The organism is Desulfoluna sp. CLI2B, from assembly GCF_056847375.1.
Window position 1 is genome coordinate 6,165,332 of the sequence record NZ_CP186557.1, and the last position, 18,199, is coordinate 6,183,530.

Genomic DNA, 18,199 nt, shown 5'->3' on the forward strand with positions numbered 1-18,199 from the left:
AAACCAGTGAGGCACAGCGCTGCAATGGAAAACCGCATGGTTTTCCAGGGGGCCTTACGTGATCATGGTCGCGGTCTGTTGTGGTGCATGCTGTGAAGGACAACACCCCAACCGGTTTTCCGGCTGGGGTGGCGTCGTTTTACAATCAAAGCTGAGGGCCTTCGATCCTCTATACGCCCCACTTCTTGCGGAGCTTGGCGATGGTGCCGTCGGCTTCGAGCTTTTCGATGGCCTTGTTGAGGGCGTCCAGGAACTCAGGGGAGTTCTTACGCACGATGGCGGCGGTCTCTTCGTAGCTCAGGGGCTTTTCAAAGACGGTGAACTCGGGTTTTTTGGCGTAGTTTTCGGCAATGGCCACGTCCAGGACAGCGCCCTGAACCACGCCGTTTTTCATCATCATTACAGCGATGTTGGCGTCGTCCACGATCTGGGCGTCGCAGCCCTTGATCTTCTTGGCCGCTTCGGCGCTGGTGGAGCCGATCTGGGCGGCAACACGCTTGCCCACCAGGTCTTCTTCGGTTTTCACGGGGGAGTCGGCCTTGGTGAGAACCGTGGAGCCGTTTTTGTAGTAGGGGATGGTGAAGTCAACGCTCTGCTTACGCTCTTCGGTGACGGAGAAGCTGGACATACCCAGGTTCACCTGTCCGTTTTTCACGGCAATGATGATGGAGTCAAAGCCCATGGCCTGGAACTTGGTTTTAAGGCCCAGCTCGGCGGCAACGGCGTCGATGAGGTCGATGTCAAAACCCACGATTTTGTTGGTGGCGGGGTCCACGCTTTCAAAGGGGGGGTAGTCGGGGCTGGTGCCGATGGTGAGAACGCCGGATTTTTTGATCTTTGCCCAGTTCTTGTCCGCGGCGGATGCCGTGGAAACCATTGCCATGCAAACCCCTGCCATGACCATGACGGTCAGCAGTTTTTTCAATCGTGCCATGTTCGTCTTCCTCCTGGTTATCATATGGAGACGGCTCCCAAGCCAGCGGCTGCCCTCCTCCCGGTGAGCCGGGCCTTCGGCAAAGGGCCTTGATGCGGGGCCCTTGATCTGTCGCGTGGTTGATGAGAAGCGACATCCCCTGTTTGATGGATCCGTCCAGTCAAATCAAAATTTTATTTAGTATGACTGAAGGGCTCGGATGTCAAGACGAAACCGGCAACAGGTCAGGGCCAACGCATTTAAAAACTCCGTTGCCTCCGGCGGGTCGCTTTTTGAAAAAAGCTCCGTAAAAACGTTCCGGTAATCATGGAATTTTAAAGAAGGAGAGGGGCTATGCTCTTCAGGCACGAATCCTCAAAAAACAAAACCTGTTTGCTGAATTTTTCAAAAGGTTGGCCCCCGGCGGGGCCGCCGGGGGCTGTTCTTTGGGCTGAATCGTTCCTTTAGTGTTGCCCCCGGCAGCTTGGCCGGAGGCAACCCGTGGGGCTATTTGAGTTCTGTGCTGAGTCCTGCTTCGCAGGCGTGCTCCTGCTGGAGCTCGCCGTTGCGGTTGAACAGGCCTTCGAGCATCAGGGTGAGGGCGCCGTCACCGGTGACGTTGCAGGCGGTGCCGAAGCTGTCCTGGAGGGCAAAGACCGCCACCAGAAGGGCCACACCCGCGGGGTCGAACTGGAGGACTCCCACCACGATGCCCAGGGAGGCCATGACGGTTCCTCCGGGGACGCCGGGGGCGCCGATGGCAAAGATGCCGAAGAGCAGGATGAACAGGGCCATGACGCTGACGGAGGGGAGATGTCCGTAGAGCATCATGGAGATGGTCATGGCAAAAAAGGTTTCGGTGAGCACGGAGCCGCACAGGTGAATGGTGGCGCCCATGGGGACCATGAACTCCACGGTGTCCTTGCTGAGCGCGCTGGACTTGGAAGCGCAGGAGAGGGACACGGGAAGGGTGGCGGCGCTGGACATGGTACCCACGGCCGTGAGGTAGGCCGGGGAGTGGTGAAGCAATTGAGTTGTCCCGGAGATCATGCCCGCAATGAGGTAGAGGATGGTGAGCCATACAAACTGCCCCACCAGCACGATGGCGATGACCTTCAGGAAGACGGGGAGCTGCCTGGTGAGGCTGCCTTCGTAGGCAAGGCAGGCAAAGGTGGCGGCAATAAAGATCGGGAGAATGGGGATGACCACGCGATGGACAACCTGCATCATGATCTCTTCAAATTCGTTCATGAGCTTGGCAAAGGTCTCTGCCTTGGTCCAGATGGTGGCGCTGCCCAGCATGATGGCGGTGACCAGGGCGGTCATCACCGACATGACAGGGGGGATGTTGAGCTGGAATACCACCTTGGGCAGTTCCCGGAGTCCCTCCACGCTGGTGGCGATGGAGAGGTGCGGGATGATGAGATAGCCCGCCATGGCAGCCATGGTGGCCGCTCCGGCTGCGGAAAGGTAGGCCAGCAGGACCCCTGTGCCGAGCATTTTGTTGGCGTTGCTTCCGAGCTTGACGATGGACGGCGCAATGAACGCGATGATGATCAGCGGGACCGTGTAGTAGATCAGCTGCCCGATGACGTATTTGATGGTGGTGACAACCTCGATGACGGCTTCGTTTGCCACAAGGCCGATGATGATACCGGCGGCGATCCCGCCGATGAGCTTGATAATCAGAGCAAATTCTCCAAACCTGTTTTCCAATGACATCCTATCATCCCTCCTGGTTGAACATATTGGGCCCGGATAAAAAAGCCGCTTGCGTGCGGGCGTTCCGGGGTGTCTCAACGGTGAAACGATTCCCAGGCGAGCCCATGTCGGCTGCAGTGTCTCCAACCTGCCTGCCGCCGAGCGCCGTGCTTTTTATGCCAAAGCCTTTATTTTTTGGGGGGCGGCTCCCAGGCCATGGGCCCGAAGTGTGCCTGCCCTCCGTTTTTTACACGTGTTTGTCAACTCCCTTGCATATGGGGTCCCCGGCAGGGGTGCCGGGGGGCTTTGCGTTGGCCAGGGTGACCATATAGCGCGATTCCGGCCATGTCCCGTGAAAAAACGGGGACCGGTAAAAATAGTTTTTATGTTGCGTGAAAGGGAACGCGGGCCGGATGGATGGTCGCCGTGACCGGGGAGGGAAGAGCTCCCTTTGCCGGGTTGCTTTTCCCCCGTTTTTATCAGGCACCGGTTCCCTTATTTACCCCACCTTTTTGTACTGCCTTTCCATGATATCGAGGATGGAGTTGTTGGCACCGGCCAGGCCTGTGTTGCACAGGTAGCCGAGGTTTTCAAAGAGCTGGCGGAAGCTGAAGGCCAGGATGCCGTTGTCCTCATGGACAGCGACCCCTTTCTGGGCCAGAAGGGCTGCCTTGACGGCCCAGCTGGCTGAAAGGGCCAGCTTGTAGGCACATCCCTCTTTACCGCCGTCGCAGATCAGGCCCGTGATGCTGCCCACCATGTTGAGCATGCTCTTGAAGATCTGGGCTTCACTGCCGCCCATCATGTAAGAGACCCCGGCACAGGCCCCGATGCCTGCGGCCACACCGCATCCGCACATGGCCGACAGGGTGCCGGTAAAGGACTTGATATAGACGGTGATGAGGTTGCTGAAGGCCAGGGCCCGGAGCATGGCTTCCGGGGAGGCCTCGGTGGCTTCGGCCACCCCGGCAATGGTCAGGAACACGGTGATGCCGTGGTTGCCGCTTCCCGCGCTGCTCATGGCAGGCAGGGTGGAACCGGACATGCGGGCTTCCGAGGCTGCTGCGCAGAGCATCTCCGCCTTGGTGACCATCTGGTCGTTCAGGATCCCTTCCTCCACGATTTTCTTGTATGCCTGGCCGATGCCTCCCTCATAGGAGAGCCCCTCTTTGGCCAGCATCATGTTCTTGTCCACCCCTTCCTGGAGAAAACGGATCTCATCCAGGGGCACGGTGTTGGAAAAATCCAGAAGGTCTTTGAGGTCGTATGCCTGGATCAGCTTTTTGTGGGCCTGCTCGTCCACGGCGCCGGGCTCTTCATGGGAGAGGTTGATCCCCTCTTCCACCTTGACGATGTTGTTGTGGCGGTCCACGGCCATGACCTTGATCTGCCTGCCGTCGGTGAGGGTGACAAAGATCTCCACAAAGAGCCTGCTGCAATTTCCCTTGATGCAGACGGAGATCAGCTCTTTTTCCACCAGGGCTTCGGCCTTTTGGTTTTGCTCCGGGGCGATGGTCTCCAGGACCCGCAATTCTTTGTCGGGGGTTGCGATAGCGGCGAGGCGGGCGATTTCCAGCCCGCGCTTTTTGATGCCCGGGATGCCTACGCGAAGGCCGTTTTTGAACAGGGCGGCATCCACGCAGACCTCAACGGACTTGATCATGGAGAGGTCCTTGATTTTAGCCCCCGCCACAGAGGCTGCGTATGCCACGGCAATGGGCTCGGTGCACCCTGTTGCCGGGACAACTTCCCGCTTTAAGATTCCAACCAGCTCGGAATAATCGGTGGCCATGGTCTGACTCCTTTCTATGGTTCGTACGTGTCGTACTTGATCGTTCACGGTTTTTTGTTTTCGTCCCATGACTAAGGGCAAGGAGCATGCCATGTTTGAAAAAAGCGAAACGGTCTCGTTGGTTTCTTGATGGTTTGCACGGGATGGGGAATGGTAAGTGTTTGTCAAAAAGAGGGATTTGCAAGGGGTGGTGAAGGGGGGCGGCACGCCGTACGTTCAGGCACCACAGGAAGGATACACACAGGTTAGTTTCACATCTGATACAAAAATCTGTGTCAGATGTGAAACTGTGTCGGTATTGAAACAAAAATAGATCTGTTCACCCCCGCTGCCCCTGACCGCCGGCATGAGAAGAGGTACTTGCCGAGAGACCTCTTACCCAGCCACACGCTGTGCTGAGCGGTTTCACTGGTGGAGGCAGAGCCTGGGAACGAATGAGATCCTGCCGATATGTTGAACATGTAAATCAGCGTTTGCTGTTTGATCTTCTCACTCTTCGGGCGAGCCGGGTTCGTGCCCCTTGCCCTCGCCTTCCGCACGGGCGGAGCCCGTCAGCACATGTGACGCCCCTGAGGAACGAAGGGATGGCGCATTTTCGACCCTGGGGATGGTGATGGCGTGTTTGCGGAGCCTTCGGTAAAGGGTGGTGCGGCTGATGTTGAGGTCTTTGCAGGCGTTTTTGACGATCTCTTTGTGTTTTAAATCGCTGTGGGCGTCGATGGTTTTCTGGATCAGCTCTTTTTCCACACGGTCCATGTCCGAGGAGAGGGTGGCGCCTGGGTGGGCAAGGGGCAGGCCCGCTGCGGGGGCCGCACCTTTCAGCCTGTTGTTGCCGCCTGCGAGCCGTCGCTTGATGAGGTCCTCGTGGATTTCGTCTCCCGTTTCAAAGTTGACGGCGTACTCCAGGATGTTCTGCAGCTCCCGGACATTGCCGGGCCAGGCGTGGGCCGTGAAGAGCGCTTCCGCGTTTCTGGAGAGCCGCTTCACCGACTTGTCGAACCGGAGGTTGTACTGCCCGATATAGAACTGGGAGAGGTAGATGATGTCCTGGACCCGTTCTCTTAAGGGGGGGATGTGGATGGGGATGATGTTGAGCCGGTAGTAGAGGTCTTCCCGGAAGGTGCTTTCTTCGATGCGTTCCCTCAGGTCGGCGTTGGTGGCTGCGATGATGCGGATGTCTATTTTCCGGGTCTCGTTGCTGCCCACCCGGCAGATCTCTTTTTCCTGGAGTACCCTGAGGAGTTTCACTTGGAGGGCGTAGGGCATCTCGCTGATCTCGTCTAAAAAGAGAGTCCCTTCGTCCGCCCCTTCGAATTTGCCGATGCGGGTGTTGATGGCGCCGGTGAAGGCCCCTTTTTCGTGGCCGAAGAGCTCGCTTTCCAGGAGTTCGTCGGGGATGGCCCCGCAGTTGATGGCGATAAAGGCGTTGTCCCGCCTCTTGCTCCTGTTGTGGATGGCCCGGGCAAAGAGCTCCTTGCCGGTGCCGCTCTCCCCGTAGATGAGGACGTTGGAGTCGGATTCGGCGGCTTTGGCTGCCGTGGCCTTGGTGTCCAGGAGGCTTTCGGACACGGTGAGGATGCTGTCGAAGTCCACGTTGACCTGGTTCTGCTGGGTGTACCGGATCATCTTTTTTTCGAAGCGGATGAACTCGTGCAGCTTGACGATGAACTCGCTGCCCTCCGCGTCCATGGTGTAGACCGAGGCCACCAGGGTGGTGACCTGGCCGTGGAACCGCACGCGGATTTTCCTGTTCTCCACCACCTCCCGGTTGAGGGCTTTCTCCTTCAGTTCATCCCACAGGCCCGTCAGGAATCCCCCTGAATCGGAGATGGACAATTCGGTGAGGAGCTGGTTCAGGGGGTCGTTCCTGTAGAGGATCTCCCCGGAACGGTTGAACACCACCAGGGCCTCCTGCATGGTGTTGAGGATGGTCTTGAGCCGGAGGGCCAGGAGCTGGTTCTCCCTGGACATCCTCTCTTCCGAGAGTTTGGCTTCCAGGAGTTCGGCCATCTTCTGGATGAAGTTGATGTACTGGGCCTTGTTCCGGACGATTTTGTTCCGCTGCTCGTCGGTAAAGGCAATGACCCCGATGACCCCGATGGGCACATCTCCCCGTTTGAGGGGCATGCACACCTCGGCCTTTTCGCTGCACCGCACCCGTCTTTCGCACACCGCGCAGATTTCGCTCTCGCGGGCGGTCTCCACCACATAGTGCCGACCGGTCTTCAGGGCGTAGCCAAAGGCTGTCTGCTCTTCAATCTTGAGTCCGATGCGGTCTTTGTAGATGCCCGTTCCGGCAATGCGCACCATGTTGCTGTCCATGACGGTGACATCAATGTTGACCACCGCCTCAATGGCCTCCGCCACTTTCTGGGCAATCACGGCGAATATTTTCTGGGTTTCCATGGATAACGACTCCATCTTCATTCTGAGGGCAAAAAACGAGTTGAAAAAACGTACCACACCATGGCTGGCAGGTGTGCTTTTTTTGCTCTCATTCGGGCGAGGGGGCCGGGCCGCCTGAGGTCGCAACACACCGCGCGTTGCCATGATTCTGTGTCATGGCTTTTAATAAAAAGGGGCAGGCCCTTTTGGCTGTCTCAGCCATAACGGGCCTGCCCCTGTGTGTATGTGTCTCTCTTTTGCCGGGTTAGTTGGCTTTTTTCATTCCGGGTTGCGCGGCCTGGGTCCCTTTCTTTCCAAAAGCCCGGCCAATAAAGTTCTGCACCCCGGCCACGCCGCTGTTGAACAGTTTCTGCTCATCGGCTTTGCTGAGCTTGAAGTCGGTGGCGGGGATGCCGCAGCCGCTGACGTTGATGGTCCTCTGCTCGTTTCTGGAGAAGAGGAGCATGGCAAAATTCTGGCTGTTCATCAGGTCGTTCAGCATGTACCCGGCAAACTCAAGGCCGTTGGTCGGTGGGGGCTGGCCCACGTCCGTGGCCATTTTCCCCGGATCCTGAAGAATGGCGATGGCCGCGTCGCTGTCAAGCTTCAACCCCAGGGTGGCGGGGTTGGCGTCTAAGTTGCCGTAGGGGCCGGGCCTGTAGTCCGGCATGAACTGCTCCTGATCGAAGAGTTCAATGGGGTAATTCCAGACCACCCCGCCGTCCACGAAAAGGCACCTGGCCTGACCCCCGTCAAAGGGAAAGGTCATCTCCACGGGCTCGAAGAAGATGGGAATGGACATGGAGACCCGGACCGCATCGGCCAGGAGGATGTCGGGGGTGTCCTGATACGAGAAGACCACCGGGTAACCGGAGTTCAGGTTGGTCCCGATGACAAAGGGATCGATTCTGAAGTAGTCTGTTTCATGGATTTTCGCAAAGGTCAGCTCTTTGCTGGTGATGCTCAGGCCCGCCTCTTGAAGGGCCGCATCAATGGCATCTTCCAGCCACTGCTTGAAGGCGTTGCCTGCCCAGATTCCCGTTTTGGTGGCGTCAAATTTACTGAACAGGTCCTTGTAAACTGCCGAGGCGTCCTCGATGGTTTTGATTCCCTTGCCCACGGCCCAGGGGAAGAGGAGGAACTTGTACCAGTCCCATCCCCTGAAATCGCCGATCAACGCCTCCACCTCCCTGCCGAAGGGGGTAAAGTCTTCAAACTTGGAAAAGTCTTCGTCCATCAGGGTTTTCATGGCGTCGTAGTTGCCGTTGTAGACGGCATACAACGCCGCGAGAATGGAACCAGCGGATGTTCCCGCGGTCCTTTTGACCTGGGAAATATCGATTTTGTCCGAATTCTGCAGAAGCTCATGGATGGCCCCCATATAGGCCAGTCCCTTGATGCCTCCACCGCTGAATGCCAGGTTTTCAATGGTCAACATGTCCATGACATGCCTCCTGAAAGAAGGTTGGTGGTGCGGGGGCGGGCACATCATGATGGCAAAGGGTGCCCTTTCCCCCAGGGTCGTGATCTTTCTCTCCGGGATATGTCTTGAGAAACCGCGATTATGAATGAAGTCGACAGGGAAAAGGCGTGGTGGCTGAATAAAGAGGGCTGAAATGCGCACTTCTCATGCGTGCCCGTGCAGGTGAAGAGGCCCGACTGTGTCCCCTTGCGTTTCGTTGCGATACCGGAATCCGATGGTGTATAATATATCAAATTTTCAATATATTTTAAACGGAGGCCCTGGCGGGGCCTGTGCCCCTGTGGCTTCATAACCCGAACGCACGTTCCGGCTCGGTTCTTTCCCGTGTTTTTGCATCCCGTCATTGTCTGAAATGAAGGAAGGGACGGTCGTCACGGTGCAAAGGAGATGGCTATGGCAACATTAACGGAGCTGGCATCCAAGGTACCGGACAAAGAGAGGTTTGTACTTTGTACAATTGGGGCTGGCCTCGGAGGCCTGATGGCGGGCGCCTGCCTCGCAAAACGGCTTTCCCGTGACTGTTTTTGAAAGGTATGACAAACCCGGCGGCTACGCCACGACCTTTTCAAGGGGGGCGTTTACCTTTGATGTTTCGCTGCATGCCACGGTGGCCGCAGGCCCTCCCGTGGATTTTTTGCTGGAAGCCTCCGGGGTAAAAAACAGGATCGAGCCTGTGCTGCTGCCCGAACTGGCCCGGTTTGTCACCCCCGGGCGCCTGGACCTTTCGTATCCCAGGCAGGAGGCGAAAAACCTGCTCCCCAACGACCCGACGAACTATGTCAAAGAGATCATCGCGTCCTTTGTGGCCCGGTTCCCCGATGATGCCAGATCGGCCTTTTCGGCAAGATGATGCAACTGCTTCAGGCGTTTTTGAAAGAGGGCATGGCTGGGCTGGAAAAAGATCCTTTAAGCAAGATATCCCTGTCGGAATTCCTTGATGAATGCACGGGAGACCCCTGGCTCAAGACATTGCTGGGAGGGTTTATTTCGTATTACGGGAAAACCCCGAAGACCTTGCCGGCAAGCTTTTACCTGTTCAGCACCGGCGGCCTGATCACCTGCGGGAGCTGGTATTACAAACGGCGTTCCCAGGATTTTTCCAACGCTTTTGTGGATGTGATCAGGGAACACGGTGGAAAGGTGGTGACCGGAGCCGAGGTCACGGATGTCCTGATGGAGGGGGAGGAGGTTTCCGGTGTGGTGTGTCAAACAGGTGGGGCTAAACGCAAAGAGGCGGCAAAAGCCGTGATCTCCAATGCCTGCGTTCCGGAGACCATGTTTAAGCTGCTGCCTGCGGGGAAGGTCCCCCAGGATTACCGGGAAAAGCTCGGAGCCCTGAAGCCCTCCATGTCCATGGTGAATATCTGGCTGGGGCTCAGACCGGGACGTGGTTCAGGATATCCCTGCTTACGAGACCTTTGTGTTTGACTCCTGCGACGATGCGGCAAACCTTCAGGCCATCAATGCCTGCGACCCTGAGCGAATGCCCTACGGGGTGACCGTTTACAACAACGCCTACCAAGGGTACGCGCCTCCCGGCACCAGCATTGTATCAATCTTTGCGCGCAGCAGCTACGAGCCGTGGCGGGCTTTTGAGGTGGAGTACAGGACGGACCACACCCAGGCCTCTGCCTACAAGAAACGGAAAAATCATGTCAGGGACGTGTTGATACAACGGGCGGAAAAACAGGTCATCCCGGGGCTGTCTGCCATGATTCGGGAGAAGGAGGCGGCAACGCCCCTGACGAATCTTCGGTTTACAGGCAATGCCCAGGGCGCTTTTCTCGGGTACAGCCAGCTCCTCGGCAACAGCGGCGGCAGCCGTCTGAAGAATACCTGCCCTGTTGAGGGCCTGTACCTGGCCAGCGCCTGGGGGACGCCCGGAGCTACGGCATTTAGACGGCGGGCTACGACGCTGTTTGTGACCTGTTAAAGGACCTGCAGCCCTGAAACAAATCCATGTGGAGCGAGGTGACCTTCGGAGGCTAACCCTCTGTGAATAGGATGCGGGCCGCACCGGCGTCACGTAAACCATCCATGATGATCTGCCGTTGATACCCATGCAATACAGGTTGCAGCTCGTCGACGCCGCGTACAATAAACGTGGGGCGTACCATGGCAAATTTCGGTGACCAAGGGTTTGGCCCCCGGCAGGGCCGCCGGAGGCCGCTCCTTTTTTTTTGATCGTTGCGTCGAGACGTAACGCATTTGAGGCGAAATATCGTTATGTATTATTATTTTGGGGCATAGCCCTTACTACAAGGTTCCCGAGGCATCAATTGTGGTACCGGTGTGCTTGAACTCTTTGCCTTTGCTTTTGTGGGTCAGGGTGACGGCTTTGTACTGGGTGTGGTCCTCCATGAAGGGCACGGGAAGGTTTTTGATGCTGATGGGCTCGCCGTTTAAGCCCTTCATCTTTTCGATCTCCACCTTGGAGGCGGGCACGGAAAAGGTGACTTTGGTGTCGGTGCGTTCCACGGAGATGGGAGCCCTCTCCTCGGAGAGGATTTTCGAGCCGCCGGAGTAGATGATACCGAAGGTCTGGTCCAGCTTCAGGAGCTCGACCACGGCTTTGGCCTGCTCCATGGAGGCGGACTCATCCACATACACCCTCAGCCATTTGCCCAGGCTGAAGGCCGTGACCACGGATACGCCGTCAAGGTTGACGTCCCCGTAGTGACCCTCCTTGATTTCAATGAGGTTGTTGCCCTCGCAGTAGCCCCGTGTCGACGGAGAGCCGAACAGACAGGGGCAGGTGGGGTTGCAGCTGCAACTCTCCGTATAGTTGGCTTTGATGGCCCACCCTTCGGCATGGACCGTGGTCGCCGTGATGCCCATGATAAACAGGCCCAGCACCCATAATATGATGTGATGTTTCATGACTCCATTCCTTATGTACGGATAAAGACATATCGGATTCCCGGGCGGAAGATGTCCGGGAATCATGTTTTTTCGGTCACGGCGCGTTGCCGTTGCCTGGGAAGGCAAAGGGGATAAAAGCGGTGCGACGAAGGGGGTGCAAAGCCGGAAGGGGGCCACACAACAACAGGGCGGGGGCAGAACCGGGGTCATACGAAAGGGGGCATAAAGCGCACATGCCGTCTATCAAAAATACACCAGGCCCCAGTGGTTATCAACATCGAATCCGGCTGCTTGATGCCCGGGTCCGAGGTCGGCACGTGCTGAGTCTGACAAAAGGGGCGGCTCCCCATAAGGATAGTACACTGTTTACCGTGTTCCGCCGCCCTTGATTTCAGGGGATTGCCGAATCCGGGCCCTTTGCCCCGCAAGGTCCCGGTCACATGACGCCGCCCGCAGGCGTTGCCGCCCCGGCGTCGGCACGTTTCATCGATGTTTCTGAAAAGACCGTATGAACCCATTGGAGTTGAAGGAATGACTATGTTTCACATCACAAAGACCCGGATGAACCCTTTGATGAGGGTGACGATTGCAGTGTCTCTTCTTGTTATGCTGAGCGGTTGCGGAATGATCAAATCGTGGCGGACACCCGAACCGCCCAAGCCTGTCTACAAGTACATCCCCAGTGTCGGTGACAACGTGCGATTTGTGGTCATGCCGTTTAACAACTACATCAACCAGCTGGAGTTCGCCGCCAAAGTCGAGAGCCACCTGCTGGGCGCCGGGTTGAACCTCGTGGCTCCTCCGCGCGGGACCAAGACCGTTGAAGAGCGAAAAGGCGCAGGGTTCCCCCGAACCGGCCTGGACCGCAAAGAGATGAAGACGGTTCGTATCGAAAGGTACATCGTCTCCGATGCCGTGGACGCCGAGTACCTGGTGGAGACCATGCTGAAGGATTCCCACGGGACCGTGAAATTCACCCGTCTGAGCGACCACAAGATCATGGGTGTCCTGACCCTGAAAGGGTCGAAGTCCAAATTTAAAAAGGAACTCTACAAAGAGCTTGAAGCCATGAGATTTGTCTCAAGGGCCCGTAATCAGGGATAGCTGGGCAGGTTGCTCGTCTGGGGCATAACCGACGCGTTACGCTCGTACAAACAAAAAAAGGATCTGATCGGTGTCGATCAGATCCTTTTGTTTTTTAAGCTGTTGTTTTGGTCGGGGCGAGAAGATTCGAACTTCCGACCCCTTGACCCCCAGTCAAGTGCGCTACCAGGCTGCGCTACGCCCCGCCAAAAACAGATCGGGTTATACGCCCTTGCCCGGCGTGGTGTCAAGGGAAAAGGGGGGCAGGGTTCTTTTACAACACAATGGTAAACAAAGATTATTGTTGTTATGGTGATTGACGATTGTGGTCTTGCGGTTTTTAAGGGCGTGCCCGGTGCCGGACAGCGGGCCAAAGGGGCCGCGCCTGCTTTGAGATAAACGAATCCGGATGGTTTTCCATGTGGGAGGGGGCCATGAGCGAAGTGCAACGGCAAAAATGTCTGCAGTCGGTGACCCGGAAGCTGGTGGTGGTGACGGCGGGGTGCCTGGTCTTTCTGGCCATCTTTTTTTATGCGGTCAACCCGTCGGAGGCCAAGCGGACATACCTGGTGAGCTACGTGTTCATGGCAGGGCTTATCGGCGGTTTTGTCAGTATCCAGCAGCGGTTGCCATCCCTGGGCCTCGATGAGCTGCGGGAGCTGTCCAACTCCTGGTTTTCCATCCTCCTGATCCCCATCAACGGGGGCGTGTTCGCCCTGGTACTCATGATCCTGTTTCTCTCCGGGATACTGGAAGGCTCCATGTTTCCCCGATACACCCACAGCGCCATCAACCACGACGACCTGGTGGGCAGCTTTGCCCTGTGGCTGAACTCTACCTTTCCGCAAAGCGGGCCGGACATCGCCAAGCTTCTCTTCTGGTCCTTTGTGGCCGGGTTCAGCGAGCGCCTGGTGCCCCAGATCATCCGATCCGCCACCCAGAACATCCAGGAGACCCGCGAAAGTGAAGACGACGAGACGCCGCCCGTCTCAGAAACATAAATCACGCAGCAGATGAAGGAACGTTATGAGTCAGGTTAAGCAATGTGTGTCCATGGTCAAAGGGGCCCTGGGGCCCTTTTTCCTTTCGCCTTCAAGCCGAAAAAACGTGGGGGCGGTTCTGGAGCGTCAGGCGAAAAAACGTCCCCACCAGGCCCTGATCTGCTTTGAAGACCGGGTGATGACCTACGGACAGGCCAATGAACTGGCCAACCGATATGCCCGGCTGTTTCTCTCCCGGGGCTTTGCCAAAGGAGACACCGTGGCCCTGCTCATGGGGAACCGGCCGGAGTATCTTGTCATCCACGCGGGCCTGGCCAAGGTCGGGGTGGTACCCGCCCTTGTCAACACGAACATCCGGGGGCGGGTCCTGGCCCATGCCCTGGAGATCGTGGAGGCCAAGGCGGTGATTGTGGGCATCGAACTGGCAGAGGCCTTTGATGCTGTTGCCGAGGAGGTGTCGCTTTCAGGCCCCGTGTTTGTAGAGAAAGAGGGGCAGGATGTGGCCACCCCTCCCGGCATGGAGGACCTTGCGCCCCTGCTCGCCGAGCAGCCCGGGGCCAACCCCGAGCCCCCATGGCCGGTGGTAGCTGCGGACACCCTGGAGTACATCTACACCTCCGGCACTACGGGTATGCCCAAGGCCACGGTGCTTACCCACCGCAAGTGGTTTCAGATGGGGTACGCGGCGGGGGGATTTGCCATGAACGTCGTCCCCGGGGATGTGCAGTACCTCTGCCTGCCCCTCTACCACAACAGCGGCATCAACATTGCCTGGCCCCACTCCCTGATGTGGGGCGGAACCCTGGCCCTGGCCCGCAAGTTCTCCGCCCGCCGGTTCTGGGACGACGTAAGGCGGTTCAATGCATCCCATTTTATCTACGTGGGGGAGCTGTGCCGCTACCTTTACAACCAGCCGCCCCGGGACGACGACAAGGAGAACCCCCTGCGCGTGATTCTGGGCAACGGCATGCGGGCAGAGTACTGGGAGGCGTTTCAGGAGCGCTTTGGCATCGAGAAGGTCTTGGAGGTCTACGGTGCCACCGAAGGGGTGGGAGGCCTTGTGAACCGAAAAGGCATCTTCACCAGGGCCAGCTCTCCTTTGCCGGGGTGGTGCGCATGGGGGAGCTGGCCCGCTGTGATGTGGAGACCGGGGAGATCTACCTGGACGCCAACGGGTTTGCCCAGAAATGCATGGTGGGAGAGACCGGGATGTTCCTGCCGAAGATCAATGGCCTCAACCGGTTTTCCGGGTACAAAAACAACAAAGCCGCCACAGACGAGAAGATCCTCAGCAATGTCTTTGCCCCCGGGGACCGCTATTTTTTGAGCGGGGACCTGATGAAGCTCCATGAAAAGAGTTACGTCTCCTTCGTGGACCGCCTGGGGGATACCTTTAAGTGGAAGGGGGAGGTGGTCTCCACCAACGAGGTGGGTGACCTTCTCTTTCGGTTTGGGAATATCGAAGATGCCAATGTCTACGGGGTGGAGGTGAAGGGTGCCGAGGGCCGGGCCGGAATGGCAGCCCTTACCCTGCTTCCCGGCTGCGAGATCGATTTTGCGGCCTTGAGCGCCTACGTGGCCGAGAACCTGCCTGCCTATGCCCGGCCCTGGTTCTTGAGGCTTCGGGAGCAGTGCGATGTGAGCGTCTCCTTCAAGCAGCAGAAGGTCTCCCTGAGAAAAGAGGGGTTTGCCCCCCACCGTATCGACGACCCCCTCTACTTCTACTATCCGGGTGAGGGGTACCGCCCCCTGACCCGGGACCTTTACGACGATATCCAGGGAGGTGCGGTGCGGTTTTGATACCTTATCCGATCAACGGGGATTGCCGTCGGCACCAGACGAAATAGATTGCCATGTGCTGAATACCGACATTTCATATGAACCCTCCCCCATCCCTCGTCGGATGACGGGACCACGACACGGAGGTTTGTGTATGAGACATCGTTCGGCTTTGCAGATTGTATCGTTTGTGCTGTTTGTTCTGTGCGGTTTGGGTGCAGTTGCTTCGTCTTTTGCAGCGGGAGGCCCGCTTACTTTGGAGCTTCGGGGGAGGCTGGAGACCCTGGCTGGCCATGAGGTGCTGCCCGTCATCGTGGTCCTGAAGGAAACCCCCGGCCTGAGGGCCATGGCCGGGGACCTGGATACGGCGGCGTTGTCCCGTGCCCAGGACGTTCTTCTGGATGCCGTTGGCGGCACTGTGCCCCGGTATCGCTACACCCGCATTCCGGCCCTGGTCCTGGATGTGAGCCGTGTGGATATCCAAGCCCTTTCAGGGCTCGCCTCTGTGGCTCGCATTGAGTACGACGCGCCGGTCCATGCGTTTATGGATACGGCAGCCCAGTGGAGCGGGGTCACCGCCGCCCGGCAGATGTACGGCCTGGATGGCCAGGGCGTCACCGTGGCGGTGATCGATACGGGGATCGACGCAGGGCACGCCGCCTTTGGCGATCGCGTGACAGCCTTCTGCGACCTGGTGGGGGACGACACCGGGGCCCCCGCCTACGACGACAACGGCCACGGCACCCATTGCGCGGGTATCATCGCAGGGGCAGGCGATGAAAACGGGGCCAACACAGGGATTGCCCCGGCAGCAGAGCTGGTGGGCGTCAAGGTGCTGGACAGCCGCGGCAGCGGCAGCATGAGTACGGTCATTGCCGGGATTGAGTGGTGCATTGAGCGGAAACAGGAGCTGGGCATCGGTATCATCAGCCTGAGCCTGGGAAGCACAGGGAGCTCCGACGGCACCGACGCCACCTGCCTTGCCGCAAACGCCGCCGTATCCGCAGGGCTTGTCACCGTGGTGGCCGCCGGCAACAGCGGGCCGGCTTCTGCCACCATCGGGTCACCGGGTGCAGCCGAAGAGGTGATCACCGTGGGGGCCATGGGCGATCCGGGTGAGGGCGGCTTTTTCCTGGCGGACTTTTCCAGCCGGGGGCCCACGGCGGACCAGCGCGTCAAGCCGGATATCGCCGCTCCCGGGGTGAATATCATGGCCCCCCTGGCCAACTCTCCGGCAGGGTATATCGCCCACAGCGGCACCAGCATGGCCACTCCCTTTGTGGCGGGAACAGCGGCCCTGCTCCTTCAGGGGGATCCGGCCCTGACCCCGCAAGGGATGAAGGCGGTGCTGGCGGCCAACGCCCAGCTCTGGGGACCGGCCGGGAAAGACAATGAGGTGGGCGCAGGACGCCTGGACGGCCTTCAGACCATCAGCAAGACCATGGACGGCTACCCTGCCCCGCCCCTTGAAGGCGCCCCTTACCACCTCGGCGTCACCGATACCCTGAGCGGAAGGAATTGGTTTGCCTCGGGCACGGACAAACGGGACGAGTGGACCTTTGATGTCTATGATACCTCTCAGCCCATCGCCGTGACCCTGATCATCGAGGCCTGGCATCCCATCCTGCTGGTGTTTCCCAGCCACGACTACAACCTGAGCCTCCTGGACCCCGACGGCACCGAAGTGGCCTCGTCCGCCAAGTGGTCAAGCAGGCAGGAGACCGTGACCTTTTCACCCGCCGTCACCGGCACCTACACCATCCGGGTGGACGCCCGCAAAGGATCGGGGGCCTACACCCTGGACGTGAGCGCGTTGACCAGCAACCTGGCCCTTATCGGAGGGTAAATCGTTACGGGCGTCGTACCCTACAGTCCACGGCAACCCCGAAGGGGCTGGATTCAAGCGCAGGGTACGCCGTGCGAACCGTTTACCGTACGATGCGCGTTGGCGGTTCGCGTCACGTAAGTCGGTGCGGGGGCCGCACCCTACAGGCCGCGGCAACCCCGAAGGGGCTCGAGTCAAGCGTAGGGTACGCCGTGCGCACCGTTTACCGTACGATGCGCGTTGGCGGTTCGCGTCACGCAAATCGGTGCGGGAGCCGCACCCTACAGGCCACGGTAATCCCGAAGGGGCTTGATTCAAGAGTAGGGTGCGCTTGCGCACCGCCGAGAAATCGAAACGGGCGTGAAAGCCCATGCCCGGGTGAGCTTCACGCAACATGGACATGGCAAAAGGCGTGGGGGTATTCCGAATACATGATGCGAATGGGTGGACGTGTGGCCCGTAAGGCGCTATCTCAAGAAAGAGAGAGGCGGCCTTTTCGGGCCTTTTTTACGCAATTTGCGTTTCTGCAACTCGCAGCAGTGACGCCGTCATGGAGTGGGAAGCATCATGTCATATACCATCGAAGAGATCCGTCCTGAGTGGGACGGTGCCATCTGTGAGATCATCAGACAAACCGGCGCCGAGTTCGGGGCCGTGGGGGAGGGCTTCGGCCCTTCGGACCCGGAAGTGAGCGCCATGAGCCGCCACTACGCCCCGCAGGACGGGAGCCTTTATCTTGTTGCGCGGGTGGGGGACCGGGTGGTGGGAGGGTGCGGCGTTGCCCCGTTCCAGGGAAGCCGGGAGACCTGCGAGCTGCGCAAGCTCTTTCTCCTTCCCGAGACCCGGGGCCTGGGCGCTGGCAGGACCCTTGCCGAACGCTGCCTTGCCTTTGCCGAGTCCGCAGGCTACCGACGCTGCTACCTGGACACCCTGGCCGCCATGACTGCGGCCATTTCCCTTTACGAAACCCTTGGCTTCGAGCACCTCGGTGCCCCCCTTGAAGGCACCATCCACGGTGGCTGCGATGTCTGGATGCTCAAAGCATTTTCCGGTTGACCCGTTTATGGCTTCACAGTCTATACCCTTTTCTGTCATGGCCGTGACGCATTCAAAAACACATGAACGGTAAGGAGAAAAATCATGGAAAAAAACGTCAGCAAAGAGCAGTGGGTGGCCATGTTTCAGGAGATCGGGTTGTCCGAGGAGCAGATGATGGCATGGCACAAGGTGTTTGAAACCCGCCATCCCGAGGTCCACGACCAGTTCCTCGCGTGGCTGGGGATGTCCGAGGCAGAGATCGCCGATGTGCGGAAACGCTGCAGTTAAGGACTAAACCAGGAAAAACAAGTACGCCTTCTATGGTTAACGTGAGTGG

General features: G+C 58.5%; 15 protein-coding genes, 1 tRNA gene and 1 pseudogene. 10 read left to right on the forward strand and 7 right to left on the reverse strand.

The window, feature by feature from the left end:
- Positions 1 to 169: 169 nt before the first annotated feature.
- From ACOYW2_RS28540 to ACOYW2_RS28560, 5 genes are all read right to left on the reverse strand, one after another.
- A complete protein-coding gene (locus tag ACOYW2_RS28540) occupies positions 170 to 934 on the reverse strand; it encodes a transporter substrate-binding domain-containing protein (RefSeq protein WP_482421001.1) in 765 nt (254 codons plus the stop codon).
- 486 nt (positions 935 to 1,420) lie between these two features.
- Complete coding sequence (locus ACOYW2_RS28545; protein WP_482768799.1) at positions 1,421 to 2,635, reverse strand: cation:dicarboxylate symporter family transporter; 1,215 nt, start codon at positions 2,633 to 2,635, stop codon at positions 1,421 to 1,423.
- A 478-nt stretch (positions 2,636 to 3,113) separates the two neighbouring features.
- On the reverse strand, positions 3,114 to 4,406 hold the full coding sequence (locus tag ACOYW2_RS28550) for an L-cysteine desulfidase family protein (RefSeq protein ID WP_482421003.1): 1,293 nt from the start codon (positions 4,404 to 4,406) through the stop codon (positions 3,114 to 3,116).
- A gap of 489 nt (positions 4,407 to 4,895) precedes the next feature.
- Positions 4,896 to 6,812 (reverse strand): sigma 54-interacting transcriptional regulator, encoded by a 1,917-nt coding sequence (locus ACOYW2_RS28555; protein WP_482768800.1) that lies wholly within the window; start codon positions 6,810 to 6,812, stop codon positions 4,896 to 4,898.
- 244 nt (positions 6,813 to 7,056) lie between these two features.
- Complete coding sequence (locus ACOYW2_RS28560; protein WP_482768801.1) at positions 7,057 to 8,235, reverse strand: patatin-like phospholipase family protein; 1,179 nt, start codon at positions 8,233 to 8,235, stop codon at positions 7,057 to 7,059.
- Positions 8,236 to 8,782: 547 nt separating this feature from the next.
- Between ACOYW2_RS28560 and ACOYW2_RS28565 the strand changes: the two are divergent.
- The 3 genes and pseudogenes from ACOYW2_RS28565 to ACOYW2_RS28575 all read left to right on the forward strand — a co-directional run.
- A pseudogene (locus tag ACOYW2_RS28565) lies at positions 8,783 to 9,124 on the forward strand (hypothetical protein); the annotation flags it as partial.
- Complete coding sequence (locus ACOYW2_RS28570; RefSeq protein ID WP_482768802.1) at positions 9,121 to 9,702, forward strand: phytoene desaturase family protein; 582 nt, start codon at positions 9,121 to 9,123, stop codon at positions 9,700 to 9,702. The pseudogene ACOYW2_RS28565 and the gene ACOYW2_RS28570, both read left to right, overlap by 4 nt.
- On the forward strand, positions 9,695 to 10,207 hold the full coding sequence (locus ACOYW2_RS28575; protein WP_482768803.1) for a hypothetical protein: 513 nt from the start codon (positions 9,695 to 9,697) through the stop codon (positions 10,205 to 10,207). The genes ACOYW2_RS28570 and ACOYW2_RS28575 overlap by 8 nt, the downstream gene beginning before the upstream one ends.
- A gap of 323 nt (positions 10,208 to 10,530) precedes the next feature.
- Here ACOYW2_RS28575 and ACOYW2_RS28580 read toward each other — a convergent pair whose 3' ends face one another.
- A complete protein-coding gene (locus ACOYW2_RS28580; protein ID WP_482421010.1) occupies positions 10,531 to 11,154 on the reverse strand; it encodes a DUF1326 domain-containing protein in 624 nt (207 codons plus the stop codon).
- 606 nt (positions 11,155 to 11,760) lie between these two features.
- Here ACOYW2_RS28580 and ACOYW2_RS28585 point away from each other — a divergent pair.
- Entirely contained in the window at positions 11,761 to 12,240 is a 480-nt protein-coding gene (locus ACOYW2_RS28585; protein ID WP_482768804.1) for a hypothetical protein, read from the forward strand.
- A 108-nt stretch (positions 12,241 to 12,348) separates the two neighbouring features.
- Here ACOYW2_RS28585 and ACOYW2_RS28590 read toward each other — a convergent pair.
- A tRNA-Pro gene (locus ACOYW2_RS28590) sits at positions 12,349 to 12,425 on the reverse strand.
- 228 nt (positions 12,426 to 12,653) lie between these two features.
- On the opposite strand from ACOYW2_RS28590, the gene ACOYW2_RS28595 reads away from it, so the two are divergent.
- The 6 genes from ACOYW2_RS28595 (at position 12,654) to ACOYW2_RS28620 (ending at position 18,150) form a co-directional block, all read left to right on the forward strand.
- Complete coding sequence (locus tag ACOYW2_RS28595) at positions 12,654 to 13,220, forward strand: hypothetical protein (protein ID WP_482414575.1); 567 nt, start codon at positions 12,654 to 12,656, stop codon at positions 13,218 to 13,220.
- A 25-nt stretch (positions 13,221 to 13,245) separates the two neighbouring features.
- Positions 13,246 to 14,547 carry an AMP-binding protein gene (locus tag ACOYW2_RS28600; RefSeq protein WP_482768805.1) on the forward strand — a complete coding sequence of 434 codons (1,302 nt, stop codon included), beginning with the start codon at positions 13,246 to 13,248 and terminating at the stop codon, positions 14,545 to 14,547.
- Entirely contained in the window at positions 14,430 to 15,020 is a 591-nt protein-coding gene (locus ACOYW2_RS28605) for a hypothetical protein (RefSeq protein WP_482768806.1), read from the forward strand. The genes ACOYW2_RS28600 and ACOYW2_RS28605 overlap by 118 nt, the downstream gene beginning before the upstream one ends.
- A gap of 235 nt (positions 15,021 to 15,255) precedes the next feature.
- The gene (locus tag ACOYW2_RS28610; RefSeq protein ID WP_482768807.1) at positions 15,256 to 16,845 is read left to right on the forward strand and encodes a S8 family peptidase; all 1,590 of its coding nucleotides are present in this window, start codon (positions 15,256 to 15,258) and stop codon (positions 16,843 to 16,845) included.
- A gap of 546 nt (positions 16,846 to 17,391) precedes the next feature.
- Positions 17,392 to 17,880 (forward strand): GNAT family N-acetyltransferase, encoded by a 489-nt coding sequence (locus ACOYW2_RS28615; protein WP_482768808.1) that lies wholly within the window; start codon positions 17,392 to 17,394, stop codon positions 17,878 to 17,880.
- An 84-nt stretch (positions 17,881 to 17,964) separates the two neighbouring features.
- The gene (locus ACOYW2_RS28620; protein WP_180137313.1) at positions 17,965 to 18,150 is read left to right on the forward strand and encodes a MerR family transcriptional regulator; all 186 of its coding nucleotides are present in this window, start codon (positions 17,965 to 17,967) and stop codon (positions 18,148 to 18,150) included.
- The last annotated feature ends 49 nt before the right edge of the window (positions 18,151 to 18,199 follow it).